General features: G+C 53.5%; 15 protein-coding genes. 1 reads left to right on the top strand and 14 read right to left on the bottom strand.

Going from position 1 to position 16,224, the window contains the following annotated elements; translation table 11 throughout:
* Positions 1-29: 29 nt before the first annotated feature.
* From odhB to sdhC, 6 genes are all read right to left on the bottom strand, one after another.
* On the bottom strand, positions 30-1,256 hold the full coding sequence (gene odhB / locus BJJ97_RS11780; RefSeq protein WP_095994036.1) for a 2-oxoglutarate dehydrogenase complex dihydrolipoyllysine-residue succinyltransferase: 1,227 nt from the start codon (positions 1,254-1,256) through the stop codon (positions 30-32).
* A 15-nt stretch (positions 1,257-1,271) separates the two neighbouring features.
* On the bottom strand, positions 1,272-4,079 hold the full coding sequence (gene sucA, locus BJJ97_RS11775) for a 2-oxoglutarate dehydrogenase E1 component (RefSeq protein ID WP_095698883.1): 2,808 nt from the start codon (positions 4,077-4,079) through the stop codon (positions 1,272-1,274).
* 275 nt (positions 4,080-4,354) lie between these two features.
* On the bottom strand, positions 4,355-5,071 hold the full coding sequence (locus BJJ97_RS11770) for a succinate dehydrogenase iron-sulfur subunit (protein ID WP_095698882.1): 717 nt from the start codon (positions 5,069-5,071) through the stop codon (positions 4,355-4,357).
* A gap of 16 nt (positions 5,072-5,087) precedes the next feature.
* Positions 5,088-6,854, bottom strand: a complete 1,767-nt coding sequence (gene sdhA, locus BJJ97_RS11765) for a succinate dehydrogenase flavoprotein subunit (RefSeq protein ID WP_095698881.1) — start codon at positions 6,852-6,854, stop codon at positions 5,088-5,090.
* Positions 6,854-7,201 carry a succinate dehydrogenase membrane anchor subunit gene (gene sdhD / locus BJJ97_RS11760; RefSeq protein WP_010284997.1) on the bottom strand — a complete coding sequence of 116 codons (348 nt, stop codon included), beginning with the start codon at positions 7,199-7,201 and terminating at the stop codon, positions 6,854-6,856. The genes sdhA and sdhD overlap by 1 nt, the downstream gene beginning before the upstream one ends.
* Entirely contained in the window at positions 7,195-7,584 is a 390-nt protein-coding gene (gene sdhC / locus BJJ97_RS11755) for a succinate dehydrogenase cytochrome b556 subunit (protein WP_039275597.1), read from the bottom strand. The genes sdhD and sdhC overlap by 7 nt, the downstream gene beginning before the upstream one ends.
* 652 nt (positions 7,585-8,236) lie before the next feature.
* Between sdhC and BJJ97_RS11750 the strand changes: the two genes are divergently transcribed.
* Positions 8,237-9,523, top strand: coding sequence for a citrate synthase (locus BJJ97_RS11750; protein ID WP_039482753.1), 1,287 nt, complete (start codon positions 8,237-8,239; stop codon positions 9,521-9,523).
* Positions 9,524-9,576: 53 nt separating this feature from the next.
* On the opposite strand, the gene BJJ97_RS11745 is transcribed toward BJJ97_RS11750, so the two are convergent.
* From BJJ97_RS11745 to phrB, 8 genes are all read right to left on the bottom strand, one after another.
* Positions 9,577-9,972 (bottom strand): bleomycin resistance protein, encoded by a 396-nt coding sequence (locus BJJ97_RS11745; RefSeq protein ID WP_227003600.1) that lies wholly within the window; start codon positions 9,970-9,972, stop codon positions 9,577-9,579.
* A gap of 45 nt (positions 9,973-10,017) precedes the next feature.
* Positions 10,018-10,809, bottom strand: coding sequence for an endonuclease VIII (gene nei, locus BJJ97_RS11740; RefSeq protein ID WP_095994034.1), 792 nt, complete (start codon positions 10,807-10,809; stop codon positions 10,018-10,020).
* 43 nt (positions 10,810-10,852) lie between these two features.
* Entirely contained in the window at positions 10,853-11,500 is a 648-nt protein-coding gene (gene pcp / locus BJJ97_RS11735; protein WP_095994033.1) for a pyroglutamyl-peptidase I, read from the bottom strand.
* Between the two features lie 29 nt (positions 11,501-11,529).
* On the bottom strand, positions 11,530-12,267 hold the full coding sequence (pxpA, locus tag BJJ97_RS11730) for a 5-oxoprolinase subunit PxpA (protein ID WP_095994032.1): 738 nt from the start codon (positions 12,265-12,267) through the stop codon (positions 11,530-11,532).
* A complete protein-coding gene (gene pxpC / locus BJJ97_RS11725; protein WP_095994031.1) occupies positions 12,257-13,201 on the bottom strand; it encodes a 5-oxoprolinase subunit PxpC in 945 nt (314 codons plus the stop codon). Before pxpC ends, pxpA begins: the two co-directional genes overlap by 11 nt.
* Positions 13,195-13,851, bottom strand: coding sequence for a 5-oxoprolinase subunit PxpB (pxpB, locus tag BJJ97_RS11720; RefSeq protein WP_095994030.1), 657 nt, complete (start codon positions 13,849-13,851; stop codon positions 13,195-13,197). Before pxpB ends, pxpC begins: the two co-directional genes overlap by 7 nt.
* A 157-nt stretch (positions 13,852-14,008) precedes the next feature.
* Entirely contained in the window at positions 14,009-14,752 is a 744-nt protein-coding gene (locus BJJ97_RS11715) for a type 2 GTP cyclohydrolase I (RefSeq protein WP_010284983.1), read from the bottom strand.
* A complete protein-coding gene (phrB, locus tag BJJ97_RS11710) occupies positions 14,745-16,223 on the bottom strand; it encodes a deoxyribodipyrimidine photo-lyase (protein WP_095994029.1) in 1,479 nt (492 codons plus the stop codon). Before phrB ends, BJJ97_RS11715 begins: the two co-directional genes overlap by 8 nt.
* Position 16,224: the final 1 nt, after the last annotated feature.

Genomic DNA, 16,224 nt, shown 5'->3' with positions numbered 1-16,224 from the left:
GTTATCCGCCCGAGAGCCTATCTGTCGGACTAAACGTCTAACAGCAGACGAGCTGGATCTTCCAGCATCTCTTTCACTGTCACCAGGAAGCCAACGGACTCACGGCCGTCGACCAAACGGTGATCGTAAGACAGCGCCAGATACATCATCGGCAGAATAACGACCTGGCCATCAACCGCCATCGGGCGATCTTTAATGGCGTGCATGCCCAGAATCGCACTCTGCGGTGGGTTGATGATCGGGGTAGACATCAGAGAACCAAAGACGCCGCCGTTGGTAATCGTGAAGTTACCACCCAGCAGTTCTTCAACCGTCAGTTTGCCGTCACGGCCTTTCACAGCCAGTTCTTTGATACGCTTCTCGATGTCGGCCATGCCCAGCGCATCCACATCACGCAGCACTGGCGTAACCAGACCACGCGGGGTAGACACCGCGATGCTGACATCGAAATAGTTGTGGTAAACCACATCTTCGCCATCAATAGACGCATTCACTTCTGGATAACGCTTCAGCGCTTCGACCACGGCTTTGATGTAGAAGGACATGAAGCCCAGACGCACACCGTGACGCTTCTCAAATGCATCGCCGTACTGCTTGCGCAGATCCATGATTGGCTGCATGTTGATTTCGTTGAACGTCGTCAGCATTGCCGTACTATTTTTCGCTTCCAGCAGACGTTCTGCAACACGCTTACGCAGACGCGTCATCGGTACGCGTTTTTCGCTGCGCGCGCCCAGAGCGGGTGCCGGAGAAGCAGCTGGCGCTTCGGACTTAGGCGCTTTACCCGACTCTTTCTTCTGGGCAGCCAAATGTTTATCCACGTCTTCACGGGTAATTCGACCGCCTACGCCGCTGCCTTTGATAGCAGAGGCATCGAGATCGTGCTCTGCAATCAGACGGCGAATCGCCGGGCTGAGCGCATCGCTGTTCTCTTCTTCCAGACCAGCCGTATGGCGCTGTGACGGTGTTGATTCTTTGCTCTGTGACTTCTCGCTGGTTTCTTTACCAGAGCTGTCGCCACGACGAATGCGGCCCAGCAGTTGGCGAGACGTTACCGTAGCACCTTCCTCTTCCAGTATGGCATCAAGGATGCCCGCTTCAGTGGCAGGAACTTCCAGCACAACTTTGTCAGTTTCAATTTCAACCAGTACTTCATCGCGCTGAACGCTATCGCCTGGTTTTTTATGCCAGGTAGCAACAGTGGCATCAGCGACGGATTCAGGCAGGTCGGGTACATGAATATCTACGCTACTCATTATCTATCCTTTTATTTAATTAACGTTCAGCGCGTCATCGACCAGATCTTGCTGTTGTTTCTGGTGTACGGACATATAGCCAACGGCGGGTGATGCAGACGCCGGGCGTCCTGCGTAACGTAAAGAAGCCCCAAACGGAATCACTTCACGGAAATGGTGCTGACTGCAATACCAGGCTCCCTGATTCAGCGGCTCTTCCTGACACCACACGAAATCGTGAACATGGGCAAACGATTCCAGCGCAGCTTGAACGGCCTGATGCGGGAACGGATAAAGCTGTTCGATACGGACGATCGCGACATCTTTTTGCTCGTTCTTGCGACGCTTTTCCAGCAAATCATAGTAGACCTTACCGGAACAAAGCACGACACGCTTCACGGCTGCCGGATCTAATTCTTCTACTTCACCAATCGCCGGCTGGAAGGAACCATTTGCCAGTTCATCCAGTGAAGATATCGCCAGCGGATGGCGCAGCAGAGATTTTGGTGACATGACCACCAGCGGACGGCGCATACCGCGCAGCGCCTGACGGCGAAGCATGTGATAAACCTGTGCTGGCGTTGACGGGATACAAACCTGCATATTTTGCTCAGCGCACAATTGCAGATAACGCTCCAGTCTAGCAGACGAGTGCTCTGGGCCCTGACCTTCGTAACCGTGCGGCAGCAGCATGACCAGACCACACATACGGCCCCACTTCTGCTCACCGGAGCTGATGAACTGGTCGATAACGACCTGCGCACCGTTGGCGAAGTCACCAAACTGCGCTTCCCAGATGGTCAGGGTGCGTGGTTCTGCGGTCGCATAGCCGTATTCAAACGCCAGAATCGCCTCTTCAGACAATACGGAGTCCCAAACATTGAACTCGCCCTGCCCGTTATGCACATGGTTCAGCGGCGTGTAGCTGGAACCATTTATCTGGTTATGCACCACAGCATGGCGATGGAAGAACGTACCGCGACCGCTGTCCTCACCAGACAGGCGAATCGGAATACCTTCATCGACCAACGTGGCGTAGGCCAACGTTTCTGCCCCGCCCCAGTCAAATGGTTTGTTGCCCGCAGCCATTTCGGCACGGTCGGTATAGACTTTGGCAACACGAGGATGGATTTCAATCCCTTCTGGCACTTCACTGATACGCTTCGCCAGTTCCTGTAAACGTTTCATTTCCGTTGCATGCGGATAAGGCTCATCCCACTCATGGTTCAGATACGGCGTCCAGGTAAAGGACTGCATATCCATCTGACGCCATTCTTCCACCACGCATTCACCGGCATCCAGCGCATCGCGGTACAGGTTGACCATTTCGGTGGCATCTTCCAGCGTAATGGATTTTTCCTGCTCCAGACGATCGGCGTATACCTTACGCGGCGTCGGGTGTTTCTTGATCTTCTGGTACATCATCGGCTGCGTTGCACTTGGCTCGTCAGCTTCGTTATGACCATGACGGCGATAACAAATCAGATCGATGAACACATCGCGTTTGAAGGTATTACGGAAATCCAGCGCCAGACGCGTAACAAACGCCACCGCTTCCGGGTCGTCTGCGTTAACGTGGAAAATCGGTGCCTGCACCATTTTACCGATATCGGTACAGTACTCGGTGGAACGGATATCCAGCGGGTTAGACGTGGTGAAACCGATACGGTTATTGATAACAATACGCAGCGTGCCGCCAACTTCGTAGCCACGCACCGTCGACATATTCAACAGTTCCTGAACCACACCCTGACCACTGACTGCCGCATCGCCGTGAATGGTGATTGGCAGAACACGTGGACCACTCTGGCTATTCAGACGATCGAGACGCGCACGTACCGAGCCCGTCACCACCGGACTGACAATCTCCAGGTGCGATGGGTTGAACGCCAGCGCCAAATGCACCAGACCGCCAGCAGTCTCGAATTCAGACGAGAAGCCCTGGTGATATTTAACGTCACCGGTGCCCAAGTGTTCTTTATGCTTACCAGCAAATTCGTCGAACAGATCCTGAGATTTTTTGCCCAATACGTTGATCAGCACGTTGAGGCGGCCACGGTGTGCCATCCCCAATACCACTTCGCGAGTATCGTTTGCACCCGCATGGCGAATCAGCTCTTTCAGCATCGGAACCAGTGCATCACCGCCTTCCAGCGAGAAACGCTTGGCACCAGGATATTTGGCACCCAGATACCGCTCCAGCCCTTCAGCTGCGGTTAACTCTTTCAGGAAACGGCGTTTCTCTTCCAGAGAGAATGACGGCTGCCCCATGACCGATTCGATACGCTGCTGGATCCAACGTTTCTCTTCCGTACTGGTCATATGCATATATTCCGCACCGATAGAACCGCAATAGGTGCGTTTCAGCGCGTCATACAGATCTTCCAGCTTCATGGTGTCTTTGCCGATGGCAAAAGACCCCACGTTGAAGGATTCCTGTAGGTCATCCTGCGTCAGATTGTGGTAATCCAGATCCAATTCTGCAACGGGTTCCTGCGGACGCAGGAAGATCGGGTCCAGATTAGCTTGCTGATGTCCACGGAAGCGGAACGCATTGATCAGCTGCAACACCTTGACCTGCTTAGCATCAATATCGGGATCGGTGACTGACGAGGTAAAGCGCGAAGAGTCTTTCGCCAGACGGCGGAAATATTCACGCGTTTTGGAATGGAGTTGATCCGGTTTGACCCCACTCGTAGGCAATTGCTGGAAGATCGAGCGCCAGCTATGTTCGATCGAGTCAGGATCGGTTAAAAAATCTTCATAGAGTTGCTCTATGTAGGACTGATTCGCACCCGCCAAATAGGAGGAATCCAGCCAGGCCTTCATCGCGCCGTTCTGCATCATGATCCCTTAAGCTAATAAGCTTCAGTTTTCGCCGTGGTTAACATGTAATTAGTGTCCGTATATCGTTCGCCGTACAAACGGTTCACTTGTCGTACTTCGGTACGCGCTTAGGGTATCCATCCCCCCTAAGGAACCTTTAAAAACCGGTTCGGGCGCGTAAGCCGGTTTTTAAAGGTTTCCTGCGCTCCCTCTGAAGAATAGCAACTTCAGAGGGAGATACATGTTTTACTACTTAATCTTTATGCAATAACACGTTACGTACTGATTATCCGTTACGCGCTGCGGTGCAACAGCATCGACTTAATATGACCAATAGCCTTGGTCGGGTTCAGCCCTTTCGGACACACGTTGACGCAGTTCATGATGCCGTGGCAGCGGAAGACGCTGAATGCATCGTCTAGATCGTCCAGTCGTGGCTGACTTTCCGTATCACGACTGTCAATCAGGAAACGATACGCCGCCAGCAGCCCCGCAGGCCCAACAAACTTGTCTGGGTTCCACCAGAAAGATGGGCAAGACGTTGAACAGCAGGCACACATGATGCATTCATACAACCCATCCAGTTTGGCACGTTGTTCTGGCGATTGCAGATGTTCGCGCGCCGGCGGATTTTTCCCATTATTCAACAGGTAAGGCTTTATTTTCTCATATTGAGCATAGAACTGCCCCATGTCCACTACCAAATCACGCACAACCGGTAATCCCGGTAAAGGACGGATAACAATTTTGCTTTTTCCACGCTGTAACGCGGAAACAGGCGTAATACAGGCCAGCCCGTTTTTACCGTTCATGTTAACGCCGTCAGAACCACAGACGCCTTCACGGCAGGAACGACGAAATGAGAGCGTCGGATCCTGCTCTTTCAGCAGCATCAGCGCATCCAGCAGCATCATGTCGCGGCCTTCTTCTGCCTCTAACTGATAATCCTGCATCCGCGGAGCATCATCAACATCCGGGTTGTAACGATAAATAGAAAATTCGAGTTTCATCGTTTGATCTCCGCAATTAATAAGTACGTATTTTCGGCGGGAACGCCGGACGCAGTTTAGGCTGCATGTTCACCTCACGGCGCGTCATGCTGTCGGTTTGCGGCAGATACAACGAATGGCACAGCCAATTTTCATCATCGCGCTCTGGGTAGTCGAAGCGACTGTGCGCGCCACGGCTTTCGGTACGGAAGTTAGCCGATACCGCTGTCGCGTACGCAGTTTCCATCAGGTTATCCAGCTCCAGGCACTCGATACGCTGGGTGTTGAACTCGCTTGATGTGTCATCCAAACGCGCATTTTTCAGGCGTTCACGAATCACTTTCAGCTCTTCCAACCCTTTCGCCATCGCATCGCCTTCGCGGAAGACCGAAAAGTTATTCTGCATACAGGATTGCAGCGCCTTGCGGATTTCCACCGGATCTTCCCCTGAACGGGTATTGTTCCAGCGGTTCATACGGTCAAGCGAGGCTTCAATATCGGATTCGCTGGCATCACGGCTTTCGCCCTGCTCTTCCAACGATTCTTGCAAATGAATACCCGCTGAGCGACCGAATACCACCAGATCGAGCAGCGAGTTACCGCCCAGACGGTTAGCACCATGGACCGAGACGCAGGCAATTTCACCCACGGCAAACAGCCCTGGAATCACCACATCTTCGCCTTTCTCATTCACCGTCAACGCCTGACCGCTCACTTTGGTCGGAATACCGCCCATCATGTAGTGGCAGGTTGGGATAACAGGAATCGGCTCTTTCACCGGATCGACGTGAGCAAATGTGCGAGACAGCTCCAGAATGCCCGGCAGACGGGATTCCAGAACATCTTTACCCAAATGGTCCAGTTTCAGCTTGGCGTGTGGTCCCCACGGGCCTTCACAGCCACGGCCTTCACGAATTTCGATCATGATGGAACGGGCAACAACGTCACGGCCAGCCAGATCTTTCGCGTTTGGCGCATAGCGTTCCATGAAGCGTTCACCATGCTTGTTCAGCAGGTAACCACCTTCACCACGGCAACCTTCGGTCACCAGCACACCCGCGCCTGCAATACCAGTTGGGTGGAACTGCCACATTTCCATGTCCTGCAACGGAACGCCCGCACGCAGTGCCATGCCCACGCCGTCACCCGTATTAATGTGTGCGTTGGTCGTGGACTGGTAAATACGGCCTGCGCCGCCAGTTGCCAGCACGGTCGCTTTCGCTTTGAAATAGACGACTTCACCGGTTTCGATACAGATCGCCGTACAGCCGACAACCGCGCCATCCTGATTCTTCACCAGATCGAGGGCGTACCATTCGGAGAAGATAGTGGTGTGATTTTTCAGGTTCTGCTGATACAGCGTATGCAACAGGGCATGACCGGTACGGTCAGCCGCAGCTGCGGTACGCGCAGCCTGCTCGCCGCCAAAATTCTTGGATTGACCACCGAACGGACGCTGATAAATGCTTCCATCATCCAGACGGGAGAACGGTAATCCCATGTGTTCCAGTTCCAGAATCGCTTCCGGGCCGGTTTTACACATATATTCAATCGCGTCCTGATCGCCAATGTAGTCCGACCCTTTTACGGTGTCGTACATGTGCCATTCCCAGTTGTCCTCATGGGTGTTGCCCAGCGCAACGGTAATACCGCCCTGCGCGGACACAGTATGGGAACGGGTTGGGAATACTTTCGATAACAGGGCACAGGACAGGCCCATTTGGGAAATTTGCAGTGCGGCGCGCATACCTGCGCCACCCGCACCCACAACAACTGCATCAAATTCTCTGACTGGCAAATTCATCACGCACCCCACACCACAATAGTTCCATAAATGACGTACACCAACAGCGCTACGACAATCGCCAACTGTAAAGTCAGGCGTAAGGCCAGCGGTTTAATGTAGTCGGTCAGCACTTGCCACATCCCTATCCAGGCATGAACCAGAATGGAAAATAACGTTAGCAGTGTGAATACTTTGGTGAGAGCCATCGCGAAGAAACCACGCCAGATTTCATACGTGATGTCGCCAGCCGTAGCAATAAAACCAATAATATAAATTACATACAGAACAATGACGATGGCGGAAGCGCGAATCAGTAACCAATCGTGTACGCCATTGCGTCCTAACGCAGAAGCATTGCTTACCATACGAGGACTCCAGCCAGAATTGAAAGCACGACAGTAATAATAAAGGAGATATTTGCAGAACGCTTACCTGCGGCAAGGTCTTCTTCTATATAACCAAAATCCATCAACAGGTGACGTATACCACCAACAATGTGATAAGCCAACGCGACGAGGATGCCCCAAACGATAAACTTGACGATGAAGCTATCCATAATTTCCGCAGCGCGCAGGAACCCTTCCTCTGAAGAAAGAGAAGTGCCTAACAGCCACAGTAAAATACCGACAGCGACAAAGGTGATAACGCCGGAGACGCGGTGAAGAATAGATGCTATCGCAGTAACGGGAAACTGGATCGTCTGCAATTCCAGATTGACAGGTCTTTGTTTTTTCACGGATTTGCCCACACAGCTTTTATTATTGTTTCTTCCTCCGGGCCTGATGTGAGGTCAGACAGCATGAAAGTTACAGCCCTGGAAAGTGGGTTTATGATACGCGCTCAAACATCGACATTCCGGTGTCTAAACAGCGCATGATCCTTTCATACTGGGTGCTCCTACTGCAGGGTGATTCCGGAGACCTGTCGGCAGTATAGGTACTTCACATTCCCATTACAATTCCCATACAAACTGTTTGGTGACATTTGCCCCGAACAGTGATTTAGATCACGAATTTCACAATTTATATAAAATTAATTATCTGATTTGACAAAACTTCAACATTTCAATTACAACTAGGGGATTGAATTCCTTATGATGTGTTAAAGCACGACGGCGACACTTCCACACTGGCGTAACTTATGTAACAGTGAAGAGAGTCCACGTAAAAGTCATAGGTAATGACTACAATCTATTCAGAGCACCACTCATTTATCTGAATATCGTTAATTACCTGGAGAACGAATTTTTCATCCTGAATGCGGCTATCCGCCTTACTCTGTATCCTATTTGACGACTGTGTCACGACAGAGTTTCACCGGTCATTATCTGCCCGGTGCACAGGCATGACGGTATTTCTTCAGTGAAAATATTTAAAATTAAAGCGCTAAGGAGACTGTAAATGGCTGATAAGAAAGCAACTCTTACTCTAGAGGGTAAAGATCCAATTGAGCTAAATGTCCTATCAGGTACATTGGGGTATGATGAGATTGATATTCGTCCCCTCGGTTCTAAAGGTTACTTCACATTTGACCCCGGCTTTACCTCTACCGCATCTTGCGAATCCAAGATTACCTATATCGACGGCGACGAAGGCATCTTGCTACACCGTGGCTTCCCGATTGCCCAACTGGCTGAAAAATCGAATTATCTTGAAGTTTGTTACATCCTGCTGTTCGGTGAAGTCCCGACGGTAGAACAGTATGAAACCTTCAAGACCACCGTGACACGTCACACCATGATCCATGAGCAGATTACTCGTCTGTTCCACGGCTTCCGTCGCGATTCACATCCAATGGCCGTATTGTGCGGCGTCACCGGTGCACTGGCGGCGTTCTATCACGATTCACTGGACATTAACATTGAGCGCCACCGCGAAATCGCGGCCTACCGCCTGCTGTCCAAAATGCCGACCGTTGCAGCGATGTGCTACAAATATTCACTGGGCCAGCCGTTTGTTTATCCGAAAAACAACCTGTCCTACGCGGGTAACTTCCTGCACATGATGTTCTCCACCCCTTGTGAAGAATATGTTGTGAATCCAGTGCTGGAACGTGCCATGGACCGTATTCTGATCCTGCATGCCGATCACGAACAAAACGCCTCGACGTCTACCGTGCGTACTGCTGGTTCGTCTGGTGCGAACCCATTTGCCTGTATCGCCGCGGGGATCGCCTCGCTGTGGGGACCGGCACACGGCGGCGCGAACGAAGCCTGCCTGCGTATGCTGGAAGAAATCAGCAGCGTGGAGCACATCCCTGCGTTTATCGAACGTGCAAAAGACAAGAACGACTCCTTCCGCCTGATGGGCTTCGGCCACCGTGTGTACAAAAACCACGACCCGCGCGCTACCGTCATGCGTGAAACCTGCCATGAAGTGCTGAAAGAGCTGGGCAGAAAAGACGACCTGCTGGAAGTGGCGATGGAGCTGGAACATATCGCGCTGAACGACCCGTACTTCATTGAGAAGAAACTGTACCCGAACGTGGACTTCTACTCAGGCATCATCCTGAAAGCGATGGGTATTCCGTCTTCCATGTTTACCGTTATCTTTGCGATGGCGCGTACTGTGGGCTGGATTGCGCATTGGAGCGAAATGCACGCCGACGGCATCAAGATTGCCCGTCCACGTCAGCTGTATACCGGCTACGACAAACGTGACTTTGCATCCAATCTGAAACACGATTAATCCATTCAGTACGTATCAAAAAGGCCGGGATTCCGGCCTTTGTTATAACTGCACTAAAGGGATGACTTACAGCCTAAACTTTGCGTGAATCGCAATAAATAGCCATCCGGATCCTGTACCAGAAAATTACTTTCCCCGTGATACACCTCATGATCGCGATACCAGCACGTTTCAACCGGTCTGCGTAGCGTATAGCCCGCACGCTCAATTGCCGCCGCCAGCGTCTGAGCATCCGGGCACTCAATCGATAAATTCATACCGCGACCAAACGGCAGTTCTAATGGTTCCACACGCCAGGGCGACTCGGTTAAATAATCCTGTTCCAGCATCAGTTGGCTCCCATGAAATGAAAGGAATGCGAACTTATCTTCAGGCCTGTCGTACTCAATCTGAAATCCCAAAACGTGACAATAAAATTCCAGACTCTTTTGTAAGTCAGAGACAATCATTTCTGGAATTAACGTATTCATCTTGCGCATAGATCACTCACATTATTAACTCTGACAACTCGGGCACCAATAGAATGGGCGTGATGACAGCATCGTTCTTTCGATGATCCCGCCGCAGCGCTCGCAGCGTTCCCCTTCTCGATGGAAAACCTTGAACGAAAAAATCGCCCCGTGATGCCGATTTTCATCAACGCTGCCGCGCGTGTTGTAGGACAAACGGGGAATCTCCAGCAGCGCTCGACTTAACGTCTGCAACTGTTCCTCATTCAACTGTGCTGCCGTGTGTTGTGCTGCAAGCTGTGCCTGCCAGAGAATTTCGACGCGCAGATAATTCCCCAGCCCGGCGAGAAAAGCCTGATCCAACAGCAGCCCACTGAACTGGCGACGGCGAAAGCGCGGTAATAACAGACGCTCACATACCTGTTCCGGCGTCAGTGAGAGATCCAAGACATCAGGGCCAATACGTTGCAGGAAAGGGTGCGTCGAGAGCGTCTCCGGCGTCAGCATTTCAATATCGGACGCACTGTAAAGCAGAATGGCGCGACCCTGCGTTTCCAGCCGGACGCGCAAATCTCGCTTCGTTTCCGGCGACTCACCGGCATTCACGACGCGCCACACGCCATATAGCTGATTGTGGCTATACAGCACCCGATCGTTGCTAAAATAGGTCAGTAGCGCCTTTCCGCGCGTTTCGATCTGCCTGACCTGCTGCCCGACCAATTCTGCTTCGTATGGCTTCAGTTCTGGAAACGCAAACCAAACACGCGTCAGCGTTTTTCCCACGACGGCCTCAACCAGCTTATCGGCCGCCCGGCGAATTTCCGGTCCTTCCGGCATACCTTACTCCCTGAAAATCAGACGTATTACGCGATTAACTGAACTAGTGCAGAGCACCGCCAGTAATCGCCACATCAACCTGCTGCACCAGCGACTGCTTGATCATCACTTCCAGCGCCGCCGTGACTAACGGCGTGGGCATGCTCGGTTCACCGGGGTGTCGCGCGGCCTGCTCCGGCGAATAGGGAATGTGAACGAATCCGCCGCGAACCACATCGCCCTGTTGATGCAACTGGTGTAAAAGCCCGTACATCACATGGTTGCAGACAAACGTCCCTGCGGTTTGCGACACTGACGCTGGAATGCCCGCTGCACGCAATGCCTGCACCAGCGCTTTCACCGGCAGCGTCGAGAAATACGCAACCGGCCCCTTTTCCACCACCGGTGTATCAATCGGCTGGTTGCCTCGGTTATCCGCAATGCGGGCGTCATTAATATTAATCGCCACGCGTTCGACAGAAATATCAGCACGGCCGCCCGCCTGCCCTACCGCGATCACCACTTCCGGCTGCCATTCGGCTATCGCGCGGTAAAGCTGTTCCAGTGACAGATCGAAGACGCAAGATAAGCGGCAGGCCACCACGCGCGCACCGCCAATTTCTCGCTGATGAAGTCCTTTTACCGCTTCCCATGAGGGATTAATCGCTTCACCCTCAAAAGGTTCAAACGCCGTGATCAAAACGGTTTTCATCGGTTATCTCCGTCATACAAAAATAATGATTATGCCGCAGCAACAGCGATCTGATGCTGGCTAAAGCAGTTACGCAATTTGCGGGCAAACAACAGCGCGTGTTGTCCATCGCCGTGAATACACACGGTATCCGCCTGCACGTTCACCCAGGAACCGTCAATCGCTCTGACCCGCTGGCGTTGAATCATCTCCAGCGTCTGCGCCAGCGCCAGTTCATCGCTGTTAATCAAGGCCCCCGCCTGAGTACGCGGCACCAGCGATCCGTCAGGCAGATAGCAGCGGTCGGCGAACACTTCCTGACGCGTCTCCAGTCCCAGCCGCTGCCCGGCGCGAATTAACTCGCTTCCCGCCAGACCGACTAAGCGCAACGCCGGATTCACCACCTTCACCGCCTTGGCTATCGCATCGGCCAGCGCCGGTTCGCATGCCGCCTGATTGTAAAGCATGCCGTGGGGCTTAACGTGCGACAGCGTGCCCCCTTCGGCAGCAACAATCGCGCTAAGCGCGCCAAGCTGATACACCATCTGGGCAAAGACAATTTCCGCAGGCACATTCATTGCCTTGCGGCCAAAATTTTCACGATCGGGAAAGCTCGGATGTGCGCCAAGCGCGACCTTATAACCGATTCCCCAACGCACTGACTGACGCATGGTTTGCGCATCACCGGCATGAAACCCGCAGGCAATATTGGCTGACGTCACCAGCTTCAGCAGCGCTTCGTCATGCTCGCCCCCCTCACCCAGATCGGCATTCAGATCAATAATCATGCAGCCTCCACGCTAGTTGTTCGAGGTAGCGCCGCTGTTCTTCGGCCGCTTTTTGCGCCTGTGCCTGCGTACAGTGAATAAAATGTATCGGTTCGCCGAGCCGGATTTGCGCTAAATGGAATAAATCGGCTTCGATCACCGTCGCAATACGCGGGTAACCGCCGGTTGTCTGCGCATCTGCCAGCAGTACGATAGGGTGACCATTGTGCGGAACCTGCACGACGCCCGGCAGCAGCCCATGCGATGGCAGCTCGCGCGGTTTGCTACCCGGCAATGCGGCGCGCTGTAGCTCAGCCCCCAGCAAACGGTAACCCATACGGTTACTTTGCGGGCTCAGTTGCCAGGAAGTTCGCCAGAACAATTCCTGCATCTCTTCGCTGAATTCCTGATACTCCGGCCCCGGTAATGCCCGCACGCGGTTGCCGAACAACAGCTGCTTGATACCGACTTCTCGCGTCAGTTCACGAGTCGGCGTTCCCAGCGGGAGCTCATCGCCATCCATCAGCAAGCGTCCGTCAAAACCACCAAAACCGGCTTTCAAATCGGTACTGCGCGACCCGAGAACTTCCGGCACATCCACACCGCCGGACAGGGCCAGATAGCTGCGCATGCCATTACGCGGCATGCGCATTTTCAACGTTTGCCCCGGCTTCACGGCGAAACGCCAGCCTGTCCAGAGCGGTTTGCCATCCAGGTCGGCATGGCAGTCCGCACCGGTCAGCGCCACCCAGCAGGCGGTGGTGAATGTTGCGGTAAACTTGCCCAGCGTAATTTCCAGCGCAGCAGCATTCTCCGCGTTGCCCACCAGCAGGTTGGCCATTGTCAGAGCAGGCAGATCGAGCGCGCCTGACTGGCTGATACCCAAACGACGAAAGCCGACGCGACCGCCGTCCTGCACCGAAGTATGCAATCCAGCATGGATAACCTTCAGCATACGCCCTCCTTCTGTGGCAGAAACCGAACGTTATCGCCAGGACGCAATAGCGTTGGCGGCATCGTTTTTGGATTAAACAGCTTCAGCGAGGTGTGACCAATCAGCTGCCAGCCACCCGGCGTCGCCAGCGGATAAATCCCTGTCTGCGCGCCACCAATCCCGACCGATCCCGCCGGCACGCGCAGGCGTGGTTCGGCGCGACGCGGCATATGCAGCTTCTCGTTTAAACCGCCAAGGTAGGCAAAGCCCGGCTGGAAGCCCAAAAAGTAGACCACATACTGTGCGGCCGCATGTGCTTCCACAACCTGACTCACTGTCAGGCCACTGTGAGCGGCCACTTCCGCCAGATCTGGTCCCGCCTCACCGCCATACACAACGGGAATATCGATATCGCGCGGGTCAAACACCAGCGATTCACTCTCTTCCCACCAGCGCTGCAAGCGTTCAATCGCATCCAGCGCCACCTGCTGCGGATGCGCCAACAGCACCGTTAGATTGTTCATGCCCGGAATCGCTTCCAGCACCTCTTCATGATGATTCAGGCGCTCAGCAAGCCCCCATATCCGCTGCTGACTCTCCAGCGACATTGGCGGTTCCAGTTCCAGAACGACAGCCCTCTCGCCCAGAAGATAACACCGTGCTCGTTGCAATCTTTCCTCCTGAATCGCGTTTTATCCGTTATGGTGAACATGGCTAAATGATTAGCGTTACTTACCGATATATTTTCTTCTCAACAACGAAGCAACAACGATGCCAATATCCAAAATGTGACATCATTCCTGTGCGATACCGGGACTTTCAGCCCCCTCACGCAGGGTTAGGAATATCAATAAATGTCACATCAAAACCATGCTGTGCCGCCAGCCATTCGCCCAACGCTTTGATGCCACCGCGTTCGGTGGCATGGTGTCCGGCAGCAAAGAAGTGCAGCCCCATTTCGCGTGCGATATGAATCGTTTGCTCAGACACTTCACCGGTAATAAACGCATCGACCCCGAAGCGGGCCGCTTGTTCAATAAAGCCCTGACCGCCGCCGGTACACCAAGCCACGCGCTGTATCTGTTGCGGTGCATTATCCCCACAATGCAGCACGCTACGCCCCAATCGTTTTTCTACACGGCGGCAAAAAGCGTCTGCCGTCATAGGCTGCGCCAGTTCGCCATACGGCACCAGCGGCTCGATCGCGCCCTGCACCTGAATCTCCAGCAGCGCCGCCAGCTGTGCGTTATTCCCCAGTTCTGGGTGTGCATCCAACGGCAAGTGATAGCCGTACAGGTTGATATCATTGAGCAACAGCGTTTTCAGTCGGTTACGCTTCATACCACAGACAATCTGCGGTTCGTTTTTCCAGAAGTAGCCGTGATGAACCAGAATCGCATCGGCCTGCTTTTCTACCGCCGCATCCAGCAGCGCCTGTGAGGCCGTTACGCCCGTCACAATGCGTTTTACGTCCGCACGCCCCTCAACCTGTAAACCGTTCGGTGCGTAGTCCTGAAACGTCGCCGTGCTCAGTTTCTCGTTAATGATTCTTTCCAATTCCACATTACGCATACTTACTGTTCTCTTCTCGATCGTTATCCGCCATACCGATATTTTTGGCCGCCTCAAACGCCGCCAACGTATTCTGACGCGCGGTTTTATGGTCGACGATGGGCAGCGGATAGTTCAGCTGATGGTGGTGTTTGTCAGCCCAACGGTGAGGCTGATGAATATCTTTATCCGGTACGGCAGCCAGTTCGGGCAGCCAGTGACGAATAAACCGACCTTCAGGGTCGAAGCGCTCGCCCTGCGTTGTCGGATTGAAAATACGAAAATAAGGTGCCGCATCGGTGCCTGTCGATGCCGCCCACTGCCAGCCGCCGTTATTCGCCGCCAGATCGCCATCCAGCAGTTGCGACATAAAGTAGCGTTCGCCTTCGCGCCAATCGATCAGTAAATCTTTGACGAGAAAACTGGCACAAATCATACGCAGGCGATTGTGCATCCATCCCGTTTCATTCAGTTGACGCATCGCTGCATCCACGATCGGGTAGCCCGTTTTCCCCTGCTGCCAGGCGGCTAAATCCTCCGGTGATTCCCGCCATTTCACCCACTGCGTCCACGCGGTGAACGGTCGGTGTTTACACAGCTGCGGCCAGGACACGATCAGGTGGCGGTAAAATTCACGCCAGACCAGCTCGTTAAACCAGGTAAACGCCCCGCCTTCACGACGTTCCAACATCTCCGGGCATTCGGCACGCAGACGGTTAAAGCATTGGCGCGGCGATACGATCCCAAGCGCCAGATACGGAGACAGTTTGCTGGTGCCGGGCAGCGACGGAAAATCCCGCTGCTTGTCATAATCCTGCACCTGCTCGCGGCAAAAACGGCGCAGTTGCTGTAATGCCGCGCGTTCGCCGCTGGGGAAATCATCGCTATCCACCTCGCGCTGCGGGTAGCTAAACGGTGCCAGTTCCACTGTGTTATTGATCGGTTCACCGCGCGCGTCTGGTGCCGGTACGCAGGTCGTATCCGACTCCAGCAGGCGTTTGATAAAGGCCTGACGAAAGGGCGTAAATACTTTATACATCTCACCATTACCCGTCAGCACGCTACCCGGCGGTAACAACAGGCTGTCATGATAACCGTGACAAACCACGCTATCGGCCAGCCGATCTTTAACCTGCTTATCACGCAGGCGCTCGTTGATTTCATACTGATAATGGTAGAAAAGATCGGTAGCCTGCTGCTGCGCACAAAACTGTACCAGCCAGTCAACCGACGCCGCAAAGTCAGCACATTCGTGGTAATGCAGCGGGATGCCTTTCTCGGCCAGCGCCTGCTGCACCAGCGTCAGGTTCTCCAGCAGAAAGGTAGCCTGACGTGGTGCCATATCGTGCTTTTCCCACTGCGCAGGCGTGGCGATAAAAACCGCCAGCACGGTGGCGTTCGGATCCTGACAGGCCGCGTACAGCGCCAGATTATCGGTAACGCGCAGGTCGTTGCGTAGCCAGACTACATGTGTAACTGCATGCGTGGTCATG

Origin of the sequence: Pectobacterium polaris (assembly GCF_002307355.1) — a bacterium.
Taxonomy (GTDB): Bacteria; Pseudomonadota; Gammaproteobacteria; order Enterobacterales; family Enterobacteriaceae; genus Pectobacterium; species Pectobacterium polare.
This window is presented reverse-complemented; position numbering and strand designations above follow the sequence as displayed.

Excerpts from the sequence above, each read along its gene's own strand:
- odhB (WP_095994036.1), bottom strand. The coding sequence starts at position 1,256 with ATGAGTAGCGTAGATATTCATGTACCCGACCTGCCTGAATCCGTCGCT.
- sucA (WP_095698883.1), bottom strand. The coding sequence starts at position 4,079 with ATGCAGAACGGCGCGATGAAGGCCTGGCTGGATTCCTCCTATTTGGCG.
- BJJ97_RS11770 (WP_095698882.1), bottom strand. The coding sequence starts at position 5,071 with ATGAAACTCGAATTTTCTATTTATCGTTACAACCCGGATGTTGATGAT.
- sdhA (WP_095698881.1), bottom strand. The coding sequence starts at position 6,854 with ATGAATTTGCCAGTCAGAGAATTTGATGCAGTTGTTGTGGGTGCGGGT.
- sdhD (WP_010284997.1), bottom strand. The coding sequence starts at position 7,201 with ATGGTAAGCAATGCTTCTGCGTTAGGACGCAATGGCGTACACGATTGG.
- BJJ97_RS11750 (WP_039482753.1), top strand. The coding sequence starts at position 8,237 with ATGGCTGATAAGAAAGCAACTCTTACTCTAGAGGGTAAAGATCCAATT.
- BJJ97_RS11745 (WP_227003600.1), bottom strand. The coding sequence starts at position 9,972 with ATGATTGTCTCTGACTTACAAAAGAGTCTGGAATTTTATTGTCACGTT.
- nei (WP_095994034.1), bottom strand. The coding sequence starts at position 10,809 with ATGCCGGAAGGACCGGAAATTCGCCGGGCGGCCGATAAGCTGGTTGAG.
- pcp (WP_095994033.1), bottom strand. The coding sequence starts at position 11,500 with ATGAAAACCGTTTTGATCACGGCGTTTGAACCTTTTGAGGGTGAAGCG.
- pxpA (WP_095994032.1), bottom strand. The coding sequence starts at position 12,267 with ATGATTATTGATCTGAATGCCGATCTGGGTGAGGGGGGCGAGCATGAC.
- pxpC (WP_095994031.1), bottom strand. The coding sequence starts at position 13,201 with ATGCTGAAGGTTATCCATGCTGGATTGCATACTTCGGTGCAGGACGGC.
- BJJ97_RS11715 (WP_010284983.1), bottom strand. The coding sequence starts at position 14,752 with ATGCGTAATGTGGAATTGGAAAGAATCATTAACGAGAAACTGAGCACG.
- phrB (WP_095994029.1), bottom strand. The coding sequence starts at position 16,223 with ATGACCACGCATGCAGTTACACATGTAGTCTGGCTACGCAACGACCTG.